Below are 14,380 nucleotides of genomic sequence, written 5' to 3' on the forward strand. Positions count from 1 at the left end.
GATCAGCAGCCACCCTGCCCCCACCGCCAACCCATCGAACCCCAGACCGGCCCCTGCGGATCTCCAGCCCACCGCCACCCCAGCCCACTACCGCCCGGCCGACAAGCCCTCCGGCCCGCCAGGATCTCGACCAGCCTGCCCGCTACCGCCGCCGGGCTCGGAGCCGCACCCTCGCGCCCAGCCGAGCCCTCACCGCGCTGCAGCCAGGTCCCGCCGCACGCAGCCGCGCCCCGCCGGACCCCGCCCGCCCTGCCGCGCCCAGCCGGATCCCGCCGCGCCCCGCCGGATCCCGCCGCGCCCCGCCGGATCCCGCCCCCGCCGCGTTCCGTCCTGCCGCACGCCGCGCCCAGCCGGGTCCCGCCGCGCCCCGCCGGATCCCGGCCGCATCCAGCCGGGTCCTGCCGCGCCCAGCCGGATCCGGCCGCATCCAGCCGCGCCCGGCCACACGCACCGCCCAGCCGCGCCCGGCCGAGTTGTCCCGCCGCGGCCAGCCGCGTGGAGGTGAAGCGGTCGCGGGAAGTTGAGCCGTGGCGGGTCGTAGCGGGTCAGACTGGTGGGGTCCACGGCACGTCGTCACAGGAGGCCTCATGTCCCAGCTTTCGCGCTACCGGTTCGCGGGCGGTACGGCGGTGGTGACCGGGGCGGCCAGTGGGATCGGCGAGCAGTTGGCGTACGGGCTCGCGCGGCGCGGCAGTGGGTTGGTGTTGATCGATCGGGATGCCGATCGGCTCGCGGCGGTGGCCGGGAAGGTCGGCGGGGTGCGGGTCGAGACGTTCGTGGCCGACCTGGCCGACGTCGGGGCGCTGGACGGGCTGGTGGCCCGGGTGCTGGCCGGCAACCCGCGGATCACCTTGCTGGTGAACAACGCGGGTGTGGCGCTCGGTGGCACGTTCGACCAGGTCCGCGCGGACGAGTTCGACTGGGTCATGGACGTCAACTTCCGCGCGCCGGTGGCGTTGACCAGGCTGTTCCTGCCGACGTTGCGCCAGTCGCCGGGCAGTCACGTGGTCAACGTGTCGAGCCTGTTCGGGCTCATCGGCCCACCCGGCCAGACCGCCTACTCGGCCAGCAAGTTCGCCCTGCGCGGGTTCACCGAGTCGTTGCGCCACGAGTTGGCCGACCGCGGCGTCGGCGTGACCTGCGCCCACCCCGGCGGCATCCGGACCAGGATCGCGGAGACCGCGCGGGTGGCGTCGGGGGTCAGCGAAACCGAAGCGGCGCAAGGAAAGGGGAACTTCGCCAAGCTCCTGACCTACCCCGCGGACAAGGCGGCCGAGCGGATCATGGCGGGTGTGGCCAAGCGCAAGGGCCGGGTGCTGATCGCGTGGACCGCCATCGCGCCCGACCTCATCGCCCGCCTCTTCCCCACCTCCTACCTGACCGTGCTGAACCGCTTCAGCCCCGCCGCGGCCCGCAACGCCGCTCAGCGCAACACGACCTCCACCGGCGACTGAGTCACCTGGTCCAGCGACGTGATCACCGGCGACACGCGGTAGGCGTCGGTGTCGAAGGCCGCTCGCACGTCAGCCTCCGGGTCCCGCAGCAACGCCGCCAACTCGTCGGCCGCCGCAACGTCCTCTTCGGACAGCTCCGGTTCGTCGCTCAGCAAGCCCCACAGGTCCCACAGGATCATCTCGTGCTTGTTCAACGACGCCAGGTCCTGCACGAGGTCGTGCCGCACCTGGGTGAGGCCGCGCGTGCCGGGGATCGTCATCTCCGGCGAAACCACGAACCGGTCGGGCTCGATCGCACCCGACCGGGCGGCCCGCCACGCGTCCGCGCCCACCAGGAACCGGTCCCGCGGCACGTCCATCAGGTCGACCTCGCCGTCCAGGAACTGCGGGTCGACCAACCGCCACCGCCGCCCGTCCCACACCTCGGCCACCACGTGGTCGAGGTACCAGCCGGGCGCGAGGTAGCCGGCGAACCCGACCCGTGACCGTGCCGGGAGGCCGTGGTGCCGTGCCATCGCCACGAACAGCAGCGTGAAGTCGCGGCAGCAGCCCACCACCCGCTCGGTCGGCGCGCGCTGCTCGCCCAGCGGCGCGGGGTTCAGCTCGTGCAGGCGGGCGAGGATGTCCGCCGCGTACCGCAGGTCGACCTCCGCCAGCCGTTCGGCGGGGAACCCGTGGTCGGTGATGTTCCCGTTGCCCCAGTAGTGGAACACCAGCCCGGCCGCGACCCGCCGCAGCTCGGCCAGGTCCGGTCCGACGCCGTCCAGCCACCCGGCGAACGACCCGGGGTCGGTGAACCGGCTGTGCGTGGTGTAGTCGATCATGCATGCCCCCTCGGCCTGTGTCGCGCACTGTCTACGGCCTGCCCCAGGGGCATGGTCAAGCGGTGACGGTGAACAGGACGTAGCCGTAGCCCAGCTCCCGCCGATCGGGGTTGGCGCGGACCCACCCGTCCACGACGTCGCCGGGGAACTCGATGCGCAGCACGGCTTCCAGCTCCGCCGCGTCACGGCACCGCCACGACGACATCACCTCGGTGCGCTGCGCGCCCTGGTCGCGCCACCACGCGTCGGTGGTGTCGGCGGCGCCCTGCGCGGACGCCCACGGCGACGCGGCGAGCAGGTCGGCGAACTCGCCGTGCCGCCAGTCGTTGTCGATCACGACCAGCGTGCCGCCGGGCCGCAGCACGCGCCGCACCTCGGCGAGCCCCGGTCCGCAGTCCGGCGGGAAGAAGTACGCGAACCGGGCGTGCACCACGTTTACGCTCGCGTCGGGCAGCGGGACGTGCTCGGCCGACCCGTGCCGCACTGTCCCCCGCCGCGCGGCCCTGGCCAGCAGGTCGGGGTCCGGCTCGACACCGATCACCTCGCCCGCGTCGGCCGCGTAGCGGGGCAGCCAGAAGCCCGTGCCGCAGCCGAGGTCGAGCAGCGTTCGCCCGGCCCAGTCGGCCCGCTCGCGCAGTGCGCGCCACAACAGCCCGTCGGGGTCGATCGCCTCGTTCTCCCGCTCGTAGACGTCGGGGTGGTCGGCGATGTTGGGCGCGCGGTGGAAGTCCGGGAACGTCACGGAGGACACCGTACGGGCGCACCACCGCAACAGACGGTTCTTTATCCGCATCCTTGACAGCCCCAGGCCCGAGGCGCTTGACTGGGGTGGTTTGAAACGATTCAAGCTCGTGGAGTAGCTGGAGCCGCCCATGTCGTCCGTCGCCGAGGTGTCCGCCAAGGTCTTCGGGGCTGTCGACATCGGCGCCTCGGGTGGCCGGGTCGTGGCCGGGGTGGTGGCGGGCGGCCGCACCACGCTGCACGTGGTGCACCGGTTCCCCAACGGCGTGGTCACCCGGGACGGGCACCTGCGCTGGGACTTCACCGGCCTGTACCGGGAGGTGCTCACCGGGCTGCGGGCGCTGGCCGCCGCGTTCGGAGAAGTGGTGTCGATCGGCATCGACACGTGGGCCGTGGACTACGGGCTGCTGGACGAGGACGGCACGCTGCTCGCCGAGCCCGTGTCGTACCGGGACGGGCGGACGACCGAGGCCGTGGAGCGGGTGCACGCACGGACGTCCCCCGAAGCCCTGTACGCGATCAACGGCCTGCAGTTCCTGCCGTTCACCACGCTCTACCAGCTGGAGGCCGAGCGGTCGTCGCCGTGGTGGGCCAAGGCGGCGCACGTCGTGCTGCTGCCGGACCTGCTCGCCTACTGGCTGACCGGCGAGCTGCGGACGGAGATCACGAACGCGTCGACCACGGGGCTGCTGGACGTGCGGACGCGGACGTGGGCTCCGGAACTGGCCGCCGACGTGCCGTTCCCGCCGTTGCAGGAGCCGGGTGAAGTACGCGGCCTGCTGCGCCCGGAGGTCGTCGCCGCGACCGGCCTGCCGGCGACGACACCGGTGACGTCCGTCGGCTCGCACGACACCGCGTCGGCCGTCGTGGCACTGCCCGCCGACGGGTCGCGCTTCGCCTACGTGTCCAGCGGGACGTGGTCGCTGGCCGGCGTCGAACTGCCCGAGCCGGTGCTGGGCCACCGGGCACGCGAGCTCAACTTCACCAACGAGGGCGGTGTGGACGGGCGGACCAGGTTCCTGCGCAACGTCGGCGGCCTGTGGCTGCTGCAGGAGTCGCTGCGCGAGTGGCCCGACCACGACCTGCCCACGCTCCTCGCCGAGGCGGAGACCCTCCCCTCGGGCGGACCGACCGTCGACGTCGACGACCCGGCGTTCATCGCACCGGGCGACATGCCGAACCGCATCGCCGCCGCGGCCACCGGCCCGCTGCGCACCCCGGCCGAGACCGTGCGCTGCGTCCTGGACTCGCTGGCCATCGCCTACGCCCGCACCATCGACCAGGCGGCGACCCTGACCGGCCAGGACGTCGACGTGATCCACATCGTGGGCGGCGGCTCCCGCAACGACCTGCTGTGCCGCCTGACCGCCGCGCTCTCCGGTCGCCGCGTCATCGCGGGCCCCGTCGAGGCCACCGCCCTGGGCAACGTCCTGGTCCAGGCGAGGGCCCACGGCGCCGCCCCGGCCACTTTGGAGGCGATCCGGGCGACCCTGGCCACCACCGAGGACATCCGCCACTACGACCCGGCCTGAACCCGCAACGGCCCTCCGGCCGGGTGCTCAGCCGCCGAACCGCCGGGTGAACTCGGCCGCCAGCCCGGCACCGGCGGCGCCGACGAGCTTGGCGACGATCGGGTTGAGGATCAGCTCCGACACCGAGGCCGCGAGGCGGGGCATCTTCCGGCCGAACCAGTTGCGGACGCTCTCCATCGTGGCGAGGTCGGGCTCGCCGTCAATGATCGCCTCTTCGAGCTCGTCGACCTTCGCGCGGGCCGCGTCGTCGTCCTCGCCGAGTCGCGCGCGGAGTCGGGCGAACAGCGCGGCCAGGTCCTCCGCCTCACGGGCGTCGAGCCGCACGGGCGCGTTGGTGACCGTGTTGTTGTCACCGACGACGACGTTGCCGCTGATGTCGCCGCCGACGCGGAGGCGGAACCGGTTGTCGGACATGGGTTCTCCCGTCACCCCGGAGTGGGGATCGTGGTCGTGGTCGTGGTCGTCGGCGGCACGGGCGACTTCGTTGCCTCGACCACGCCGCTCAGCACCATGGGACGTTCGGCGGGAAGGGCGACCTGTGCCGTGTAGTCGCCGGGGGCAGTGGCGTCGAAGTAGATCGTCACCGTGCAGCTCTCGCCCGGTGACAGCAGGTCGGGGCAGTCGGGCTTGAGGGTGAACACCGACGCGTCGGGACCGCCGAGCGCCAGCCGGCCGGTCGGCACGCCGGCGCCGTGGCAGGGCTGGGCGACGATCGGGATCGAGCGGGTGTCCCGCACGACGTCGAACCCCAGCGACGCGGGCAGGACCGGGTCGCACGGCGGATCGGTCGTCACGTCGCTGACCGGGCCGTCCGGGTCGGTGGTCGGGTCTCCCGGGTCGGCGGGTCCGGAGGTGGGGGTTCCGGCCGGGAGGGTGGTGACGGTGCCGGGTGCGCTCGCCGTGGTCGACACCGCGAGCTGCCCGGCGGTGTCACGCGGTTCGCTCAGGGCCAGCCAGCCGAACCCGACCAGCGGTGCGAGGACCAGCAGCGGGAGGAGGACCTTCCACCACAAGCCCGAGGCCGACCGTTGCGCGAGCAACCGGTCCCGCACCCGCAGCTCCCGTTCGAAGTAGGCCAGTTCGCGGGACTCGCCCAGCAGGCGCGCGGCCTTCGCGCCGAGCACCAGCACCTCGCCCCAGGCGCCGAGCCGCAGTGACCGCAGCAGTGCCGGAGCGGCGACCCGGGCCAGTGCCAGCGCTTCCGCGGTGGGACCGGCGGCGGTGAGCACGGCGACGATGACCGGCGCGGCCTCGACCACCTCGGGACGTGCCGGGCCGGTCCAGAGCCAGTCCGTCAGCGTGGTCGCCGCCGAGGACGCGGAAGCGACCTCCGCGGCCGGGGTGGCGAGGTGGACCCCACCGCCGTCCGCCGTGACGAACCCGACCCGCTCCAGGTCGGCCACCACCGGTGCGGCCTCCGCCGAGGCGATCCCGGCCAGCAGCGCGAGCAACGCGACCGAACACCCGACGCCACCGAGCAGCGCGAGCACCCTGATGACCCGACGGTGCCGGTCGTCGGTCGTGGTGGTGGCGATCCGCAGCAACGCGGGCGGGCTGCCGCGCGCGGCTTGGACCTGCCGGAGTTCGGCCGGGGTCGGTGGGCGGCCGAGGACGCGGTGCACGAGGGCGAGGCTCGCTTCAGGGGACAGGTCGCCGACGGCCACGGCCCGACCCGCGGACCACAACGTCCGCTCCCTCGCCGCGGACAGCACGGTGCAGCCGGACGCCGCGTCGAGCACCCGCTCGATGTCCTCGGGCTGGTCGGACAGGTGGTCCAGCACCAGCACCGCGCGGACCGGCTCCAGGAACCGGCGCAGGCGCGCGGGCGTCGGCCGGTAGTCCTCGGCTCCCTCGTAGCACGCCTCGAACAGGTCCTGCAGGAGGTCGTCGACGTGCTTCCCGCTCGCGGTAAGGCAAATCACGTGGTCGCGGGCCGCCCGCTGCCGGCTGACGTGCCGCAGCAGCAACGACTTGCCGTAGCCGGCGGGCCCGTGCAGCTGGACGTGCCGGCGGGCGTCGAGCTCGGCGTGCACGGCGCGTAGTTCCGCGTCCCGGCCGACCGGCGCCTCCCGTTGACCCCACAGCAGGGAACGCGGTGGTGTCGTGCGGCGCACCGCGGGTGGTGTCGTCGGGCTGACGGTGGTGCCGGAGTGGTCGCACACCACGTTGTGATCGCCGATGACGACGACTCCGCTGAGACTCCCCCCGACACTGACCGTGGTCGATCTGTCGTCCACGGCACGATGGAAGCACGGTGCCCTCGTCCCGAAACCCGGATCGCCGCAACGCCCCACCTTCGAGCCAGCACGCATCACACCATCGAGTGGCCTATAACGGTCAGTAGCCCCACCTCGCGAGAGTCGTACGTTTACGACCCCTGAATTCAACGCTCACGCGTGCCGGACCCACTCCCGGTGGAAGCCCTCGACGTGCCGGGTGACCCTGGTGGCGGCCAGGTCGCCGTCACCCGCCTGGACGGCACGCAGGATCGCGCGGTGCTCGCGGCGCAGCCGGACGGCGGTGCGCGACCAGTCGGGCAGCGCCTGCACGGCGTCCAGCACGGTGCGGTGGATCGCGTCACGCAGCGCCGCCATGATCGCCGTGTTCACCGCGTTGCCCGCGGCGGCGGTGAGGGCGACGTGGAAGTCGGCGTCGAGTTGGTGGAACGTGTCCGCGTCCAGGTCCGGGGCGTCCATCCGGGTCAACAGCTCGGCGGCACGGGCCAGGTCGGGGTGGTCGGGACGGGCCGCGGCGGCGCGCACGGAATGGCTCTCGATCATCACCCGGGTGCCGACGAGGTCGGCCATCGGCAGCCTGCGCGTGGCCAGGTGCAGGCGCAACGCCGCACCGAGCCCACCGGCCGGGTCCGCGATCACGGTGGTGCCCGCGTCCGGCCCCGAGCCGACGCCGCTGCGCACCACGCCCATCGCCTGCAGCACCCGGATCGCCTCGCGCACGGTCGCCCGGCTGACGCCCAGGTCCTCGGCCAGCTTGCGCTCCGCGGGCAACTGCTCGCCCACGCCGAGCCGTCCCGCGCTCAGCTCAGCCTCGACGTGCCGCAGCACCGCGCCGTACCCGGACAAGGACGCACCTCCACTGTGGTCTGACCACAGCCTGGTGTGGTCAGACCACAGAGTCTAGACTCACCGCGGTGAGAGTCGCGCTGTTCGTCACGTGCCTGGTCGACGGCCTGTTCCCGGACGTCGGCAAGGCCACCGTCCGACTGCTGGAACGGCTCGGCCACGAGGTGGTCGTGCCGTCCGCCCAGACCTGCTGCGGCCAGATGCACATCAACACCGGCTACGCCGGTCAGGCCCTGCCGGTGATCCGCAACCACGTCGAGGCGTTCGAGCAGGCGGACGTGATCGTCGCGCCGTCCGGGTCGTGCGCGGGATCGGTGCGCCACCAGCAGGCCGAGGTCGCCCGGCAGCAAGGTGACGCGAAGCTGGCCGAGGCCGCCGCGGACACCGCCAAGCGCACGTACGAGCTGTCCGAGTTCCTGGTGGACGTCCTGGGCGTCACCGACGTGGGCGCGTACTTCCCGCACCGGGTCACCTACCACCCCACGTGCCACTCGCTGCGCGTGCTGAAGGTCGGCGACCGGCCGTTGCGGCTGCTGCGGGCCGTGGAGGGCATCGACCTGGTCGAGCTGCCGTCGGCGGAGACGTGCTGCGGGTTCGGCGGCACGTTCGCGCTGAAGAACTCCGACACCTCCACGGCCATGCTCGGCGACAAGATGAACGCGGTGCTGAGCACGAAGGCAGGCGTGCTCACGGCGGGCGACTCGTCGTGCCTGATGCACATCGGCGGCGGCCTGAACAGGCTGCGCAGCGGCGTCCGACCGCTGCACCTGGCGCAGATCCTGGAGCACACGCGATGACGACGTTCCTGGGCATGCCCGCCGGCGGCGGGAACCTGACCGGCGAGCCGTTCCCCAAGGCCGCGCGCGAGGCGTTGGGCAACGCCCAGTTGCGCCGCAACCTCGCCAAGGCCACCGGCACCATCCGGGCCAAGCGGGCGAACGTCGTGGGCGAACTGCCCGACTGGGCGCAGCTGCGGGCGGCGGGCGCGGCGATCAAGGACGACGTGCTGGCCAACCTGGACGAGTACCTGGTGCGGTTCGAGGAGGCGTTGACCAGCCGCGGCACGCACGTGCACTGGGCGCGTGACGCGGAGGAGGCCAACCGGATCGTCGCCGACCTGGTGCGGGCGACCGGGACGCGTGAGGTCATCAAGGTCAAGTCGATGGCCACGGTCGAGATCGGGCTGAACGAGGCCCTGGCGCGGATCGGCGTGCACGCGGTGGAGACCGACCTGGCCGAGCTGATCGTGCAGCTGGGCAAGGACAAGTCGAGCCACATCCTGGTGCCCGCGATCCACCGCAACCGGTCCGAGATCCGGGAGATCTTCCGGCGCGAGATGCCCGGCGTGGACCCGAGGCTGACCGACGACCCGCGGGCGTTGGCGGAGGCGGCGCGCGAGCACCTGCGGCACAAGTTCATGACGGTGGACGTGGCGGTCTCGGGCGCGAACTTCGGCGTGGCCGAGACGGGGTCGCTGGTCGTGGTGGAGTCCGAGGGCAACGGGCGGATGTGCCTGACGCTGCCGCGCACCCTGATCAGCGTGGTGGGCATCGAGAAGCTGGTGCCGCGCTGGCAGGACCTGGAGGTGTTCCTGCAGTTGCTGCCGCGGTCGTCGACCGGTGAGCGGATGAACCCTTACACGTCGGTGTGGACAGGGCCGACCGAGGGGCAGACCAGCCACGTCGTGCTGGTGGACAACGGGCGGACGGCCACGCTCGCCGATCCGGACGGCCGGGCGGCGTTGCGGTGCATCCGCTGCTCGGCGTGCTTGAACTCGTGCCCGGTGTACGAGCGGACCGGTGGGCACGCGTACGGCTCGACGTATCCCGGCCCGATCGGCGCGGTGCTGTCGCCGCAGTTGACGGGGGTGGACCGCAACCCGACGCTGCCGTTCGCGTCGTCGTTGTGCGGTGTCTGCTACGACGTGTGCCCGGTGGCGATCGACATCCCGTCGATGCTGGTGCACCTGCGGGAGCGGGTCGTGTCGGCGAAGCGGACGACGCCGGAGTCGACGGCGATGCGCGCGTTGGCGTGGGCGATGTCGGACGCGCGGCGGTGGCGGCGGCTGGTGCGCTTGGGCAAGTTCGGGCGGTTGGCGAGCCGGCACGTGCCGCTGCCGGGTTGGTCGACGGCCCGCGACCTGCCGCAACCGCCGAAGGAGACGTTCCGCGACTGGTGGGAGTCCTCTCGATGAGCGCGCGTGACGAGGTGCTGGCCAGGGTGCGGCGGGCGAAGGGTCCGCGTGAGGTGGCGCCCGTGCCGCGCGAGTACCGGGCGGCGGGCTCGCGGGGGCCGGGTGACGTCGAACTGTTCGCCGAACGGCTGCGCGACTACCGCGCCCGGGTCCGGGTCGTGGCGGCCGACGAGGTGCCCGGGGCCGTGGCCGCGGCACTGCGGGACCGGGGTGCGCGCTTCGTCGTGACCGCACCCGGCGCTCCCTCCGCGTGGACAGCTGAGTGGGCGGAATTGTCGGACCCCGCCGGTAGAATCGAATCAAGGGTTCCCCTTGGCGGGGACGCTCGCGAAGCGCTTCGCGAAATGCTCGAAGCGGCCGATGCGGTGGTTACCGGCTGTCACGTCGCGGTCGCGGAGACCGGGACGATCGTGCTCGACCACGACGCGGTCGACCAAGGTCCCCGGGCCCTCACCCTCGTGCCGGACTACCACCTGGTGGTCGTGCGGGCCGACCAGGTGGTCGCCGGCGTGCCCGACGCGGTGGCGGCGTTGGCCGGGGTCCACACCCAGACGTGGATCAGTGGGCCGTCCGCGACCAGCGATATCGAGCTGGAACGGGTCGAAGGCGTGCACGGTCCCCGCACCCTGGAGGTCGTGATCGTTCGCGACACCGCGTGATCAGGTTCTCACCCTTTGGGCGGATCCGCCCACGATCGCGGTGTTCGCTAGGATTGGAGGCCCGACCGAGAGGCGCTGCAACGGGCGTGGAGCCCGCCACGCTCGGTCGGGCGCGACAGATCCGCAAGGGCGCCTCCCACCAGGGGAGGTCGCGTGTCGGAAAACGCCCTGCGAGAGCTGCTGGACCAGCGCGTCGCGGTGCTGGACGGCGCCTGGGGCACCATGCTCCAAGCCGCCGGGCTCACCCCGGCCGACTACCGCGGCGACCTGCTCGGCGACCACACGCACGACGTCACCGGCGACCCGGACCTGCTGAACCTGACCAGGCCGGACCTGATCCTCGACGTCCACCGCAAGTACCTGGCCGCGGGCGCGGACATCACGACCACCAACACGTTCACCGCGACGTCCATCGCGCAGGCCGACTACGGCCTGGAGAAGCTGGTCCGCGAGATGAACGTGCGCGGCGCGCAGCTCGCCCGCCAAGCCGCCGACGAGGCGGGCGGCCGGTTCGTGGCGGGCTCGGTCGGCCCGCTCAACGTCACCCTGTCGCTGTCGCCGCGGGTCGAGGACCCGGCGTACCGGGCGGTGTCGTTCGACCAGGTCAAGGACGCCTACGCGGAGCAGATCAGCGCGTTGGCCGAGGGCGGCGTCGACCTGCTGCTGGTCGAGACGATCTTCGACACGCTCAACGCCAAGGCTGCCGTCGCCGCCGCCCGCGAGGTGGCGCCGCACCTGCCGCTGTGGATCTCGATCACCATCGTGGACCTGAGCGGCCGGACGCTGTCCGGGCAGACGGTCGAGGCGTTCTGGAACTCCGTCGCGCACGCCGAACCGCTGGTGGTGGGCGTGAACTGCGCGCTGGGCGCGGCCGAGATGCGACCGCACGTCACCGAGCTGGCCCGGATCGCGAACACCTACACCGCGAGCCACCCCAACGCGGGCCTGCCCAACGCGTTCGGCGGCTACGACGAGACCCCCGACGAGACCGCGACGCTGCTGCACGGTTTCGCCGAGGAGGGCGTGGTCAACATCGTCGGCGGGTGCTGCGGCACGACGCCCGACCACATCGCGCGGATCGCGGCGGCGGTCAAGGACATGAAGCCGCGCACGGTGGCGCGGGTGCCGGACCGGACCCGGTTCAGCGGCCTGGAGCCGTTCGAGATCGGCGCTGACACCGGGTTCGTGATGATCGGCGAGCGCACCAACGTGACCGGCTCGGCGAAGTTCCGCCGGCTGATCGAGGGCGACAACTTCCAGGCTGCCGTGGACGTCGCGCTGGAGCAGGTGCGCGGCGGCGCGAACCTGCTCGACGTGAACATGGACGCCGACCTGCTCGACAGCGAGCGGGCGATGACGACGTTCCTCAACCTGATCGCCACCGAGCCGGAGATCGCCCGCGTCCCGATCATGGTCGACAGCTCGCGGTGGAGCGTGCTGGAGGCCGGGCTGAAGTGCGTGCAGGGCAAGGGCGTGGTCAACTCGATCAGCCTCAAGGAGGGCGAGGAGCAGTTCCTGGCCCAGGCCCGCCGCATCCGCGACTTCGGCGCGGGCGTGGTGGTGATGGCGTTCGACGAGCAGGGCCAGGCCGACACCACCGAGCGCAAGGTCGAGATCTGCGGTCGCGCGTACGACCTGCTGACGCAGAAGGCGGACTTCCCGGCCGAGGACATCATCTTCGACCCGAACGTGCTGGCGGTCGCGACCGGCATCGCCGAGCACAACGGGTACGCCAAGGCGTTCCTGGACGCGATCCCGCTGATCAAGCAGCGCTGTCCGGGCGTGCGGATCAGCGGCGGCATCTCGAACCTGTCGTTCTCCTTCCGGGGCAACGACACCGTGCGCGAGGCGATGCACTCGTCGTTCCTGTACCACGCGGTGCGGCTGGGCCTGGACATGGGCATCGTCAACGCCGGTCAGCTCGCGGTCTACGAGGACATCCCCAAGGACCTGCTGGAGTTGGTCGAGGACGTGCTGTTCGACCGCCGCCCGGACGCCACGGACCGGCTGGTGTCGTTCGCGGAGTCGGTCGCGAGCAAGGGCACCAAGCGGGTGGTCGACCTGGCGTGGCGCGAGGCGCCGGTGGCCAAGCGGCTGGAGCACGCGCTGGTGCACGGCATCGTCGACTTCATCGTCGAGGACACCGAAGAGGCACGCCTGGAGGCCAAGCGCCCCCTGGACGTGATCGAGGGTCCGCTGATGGACGGCATGAGGGTCGTCGGCGACCTGTTCGGCGCGGGCAAGATGTTCCTGCCGCAGGTGGTGAAGAGCGCGCGGGTGATGAAGCGCGCGGTGGCGCACCTGGAGCCGTACATGGACGCGGAGAAGGAAGCCTCCGGCTCCACCCGCGGCAACGGCAAGGTCGTGCTGGCCACGGTGAAGGGCGACGTGCACGACATCGGCAAGAACATCGTCGGCGTGGTGCTGGGCTGCAACAACTACGACGTGGTCGACCTGGGCGTGATGGTGCCCGCGGCGAAGATCCTGGACACCGCGATCGCCGAGAACGCCGACGCGATCGGCCTGTCCGGGCTGATCACGCCGTCGCTGGACGAGATGGTGTCGGTGGCGGCGGAGATGCAGCGGCGCGGGATGAAGCTGCCGCTGCTGATCGGCGGCGCGACGACGTCCCGGCAGCACACGGCGGTGCGGATCGCGCCCGCCTACGACCAGACCACGGTGCACGTGCTGGACGCGTCACGGGTGGCGGGTGTCGTCTCGGCGTTGCTGGACTCCGACCGCGCCGAGGAGCTGGCCGCGGCCAACCGGGTCGAGCAGCAGCGGCTGCGCGAGGAGCACGAGAACCGGCAGAGCACGCCGTTGCTGACGGTGGAGCAGGCGCGGGCGAACGCCGAGGCGGTGTCGTTCGAGGAGCTGCCGACGCCGTCGTTCACCGGGTTGCGGGTGGTGGAGCCGTCGTTGGCCGAGCTGCGCGGGATGATCGACTGGACGTTCTTCTTCCTGGCGTGGGAGCTCAAGGGCAAGTACCCGAAGATCCTGGAGACCAACCCGGCCGCGCAGGAGCTGTTCGACGACGCGAACGCGATGCTGGACCGGATCATCGCGGACGGCTCGTTGCGGGCACAGGGCGTGTACGGGTTCTGGCCGGCGCACTCCGAGGGTGACGACATCGTCGTGGACGGGCGGCGGCTGCCGATGCTGCGGCAGCAGACGGCCAAGCCGCAGAGCCGGCCGAACCGGTGCCTGGCCGACTACGTCGCGCCCGAGGGTGACCACCTGGGTGGGTTCGCGGTGGCGATCCACGGTGCCGAGGAGTTGTCGGCGCGGTACGAGGCGGAGCAGGACGACTACAAGTCGATCATGGTGAAGGCGTTGGCCGACCGGTTGGCCGAGGCGTTCGCGGAGTACGTGCACCTCCAGGCGCGGCGGGAGTGGTTCGAGCCGGACGCGGAGCCCGCGTTGGAGGACCTGCACGCCGAGCGGTTCCGCGGCATCCGGCCCGCGTTCGGGTACCCGGCCAGTCCGGACCACAGCGAGAAGCGGGACCTGTTCTCGTTGCTGGAGGCGGAGAAGGTCGGGTTGGCGTTGACGGACTCGTTCGCCATGACGCCCGCGGCGGCGGTGAGCGGTGTGATCTTCGCGCACCCGGAGTCGCGGTACTTCACGGTGGGCCGGATCGGGCGCGACCAGGTGGAGGACTACGCGGCGCGGCGCGGCATGCCGGTGGCCGAGGTCGAGCGCTGGCTGCGGCCGAACCTGGCCTACGAGCCCGGAGCCTGACCGGAGGACCACCCGAGAGGCACCACCGGTGCCCTCGGGTGTCCGACCCGTACTTCTGCGGTGCGTAACACCGCGCGGTCTGTGCGTGATGTGAGGTACACGCGTCGCCGGCGCACCGCAGAGGGGGAAATGTGTCCGATCCCGTGTTCCCG

Annotated in this window: 11 protein-coding genes and 1 riboswitch; of the genes, 6 read left to right on the forward strand and 5 right to left on the reverse strand. The window is 72.2% G+C overall.

From position 1 onward, the window contains the following. Nucleotides 1–587 precede the first annotated feature (587 nt). Entirely contained in the window at nt 588–1,454 is an 867-nt protein-coding gene (locus A6A25_RS19590) for an SDR family NAD(P)-dependent oxidoreductase (protein ID WP_073892091.1), read from the forward strand. Here the strand turns inward: A6A25_RS19590 and A6A25_RS19595 are convergent. Both A6A25_RS19595 and A6A25_RS19600 read right to left on the reverse strand, forming a co-directional pair. Next, the gene (locus A6A25_RS19595) at nt 1,424–2,278 is read right to left on the reverse strand and encodes a transglutaminase-like domain-containing protein (RefSeq protein WP_073892093.1); all 855 of its coding nucleotides are present in this window, start codon (nt 2,276–2,278) and stop codon (nt 1,424–1,426) included. The two genes, A6A25_RS19590 and A6A25_RS19595, sit on opposite strands and share 31 nt — an antisense overlap. Nucleotides 2,279–2,333: 55 nt before the next feature. Beyond that, nucleotides 2,334–3,020: a class I SAM-dependent methyltransferase gene (locus tag A6A25_RS19600; RefSeq protein ID WP_241828801.1), complete on the reverse strand. Its 687-nt coding sequence runs from the start codon at nt 3,018–3,020 to the stop codon at nt 2,334–2,336. Nucleotides 3,021–3,150: 130 nt separating this feature from the next. Here A6A25_RS19600 and A6A25_RS19605 point away from each other — a divergent pair, with 130 nt between their 5' ends. Continuing rightward, nucleotides 3,151–4,551, forward strand: coding sequence for a rhamnulokinase (locus tag A6A25_RS19605; protein WP_198932777.1), 1,401 nt, complete (start codon nt 3,151–3,153; stop codon nt 4,549–4,551). A 27-nt stretch (nt 4,552–4,578) separates the two neighbouring features. Here A6A25_RS19605 and A6A25_RS19610 read toward each other — a convergent pair whose 3' ends face one another. The 3 genes from A6A25_RS19610 to A6A25_RS19620 form a co-directional block, all read right to left on the reverse strand. After that, on the reverse strand, nt 4,579–4,965 hold the full coding sequence (locus A6A25_RS19610) for a hypothetical protein (protein WP_073892096.1): 387 nt from the start codon (nt 4,963–4,965) through the stop codon (nt 4,579–4,581). A gap of 11 nt (nt 4,966–4,976) precedes the next feature. After that, nucleotides 4,977–6,788, reverse strand: coding sequence for an AAA family ATPase (locus tag A6A25_RS19615; RefSeq protein WP_073892097.1), 1,812 nt, complete (start codon nt 6,786–6,788; stop codon nt 4,977–4,979). 153 nt (nt 6,789–6,941) lie between these two features. Continuing rightward, entirely contained in the window at nt 6,942–7,634 is a 693-nt protein-coding gene (locus A6A25_RS19620; RefSeq protein ID WP_143193269.1) for a FadR/GntR family transcriptional regulator, read from the reverse strand. Nucleotides 7,635–7,702: 68 nt separating this feature from the next. Here A6A25_RS19620 and A6A25_RS19625 point away from each other — a divergent pair, with 68 nt between their 5' ends. From A6A25_RS19625 to metH, 4 genes are all read left to right on the forward strand, one after another. Beyond that, entirely contained in the window at nt 7,703–8,431 is a 729-nt protein-coding gene (locus A6A25_RS19625) for a (Fe-S)-binding protein (protein ID WP_073892100.1), read from the forward strand. Further along, the gene (locus A6A25_RS19630) at nt 8,428–9,828 is read left to right on the forward strand and encodes a LutB/LldF family L-lactate oxidation iron-sulfur protein (protein WP_073892102.1); all 1,401 of its coding nucleotides are present in this window, start codon (nt 8,428–8,430) and stop codon (nt 9,826–9,828) included. Before A6A25_RS19625 ends, A6A25_RS19630 begins: the two co-directional genes overlap by 4 nt. Then, complete coding sequence (locus tag A6A25_RS19635; RefSeq protein WP_073892103.1) at nt 9,825–10,487, forward strand: LutC/YkgG family protein; 663 nt, start codon at nt 9,825–9,827, stop codon at nt 10,485–10,487. Before A6A25_RS19630 ends, A6A25_RS19635 begins: the two co-directional genes overlap by 4 nt. Before the next feature lie 61 nt (nt 10,488–10,548). Beyond that, nucleotides 10,549–10,629, forward strand: a riboswitch (S-adenosyl-L-homocysteine riboswitch). A gap of 11 nt (nt 10,630–10,640) precedes the next feature. Further along, nucleotides 10,641–14,228: a methionine synthase gene (gene metH, locus A6A25_RS19640; RefSeq protein WP_073892105.1), complete on the forward strand. Its 3,588-nt coding sequence runs from the start codon at nt 10,641–10,643 to the stop codon at nt 14,226–14,228. Nucleotides 14,229–14,380: the final 152 nt, after the last annotated feature.

It is taken from the genome of Saccharothrix sp. CB00851 (assembly GCF_001905065.1).
Classification (GTDB): Bacteria; Actinomycetota; Actinomycetes; order Mycobacteriales; family Pseudonocardiaceae; genus Actinosynnema.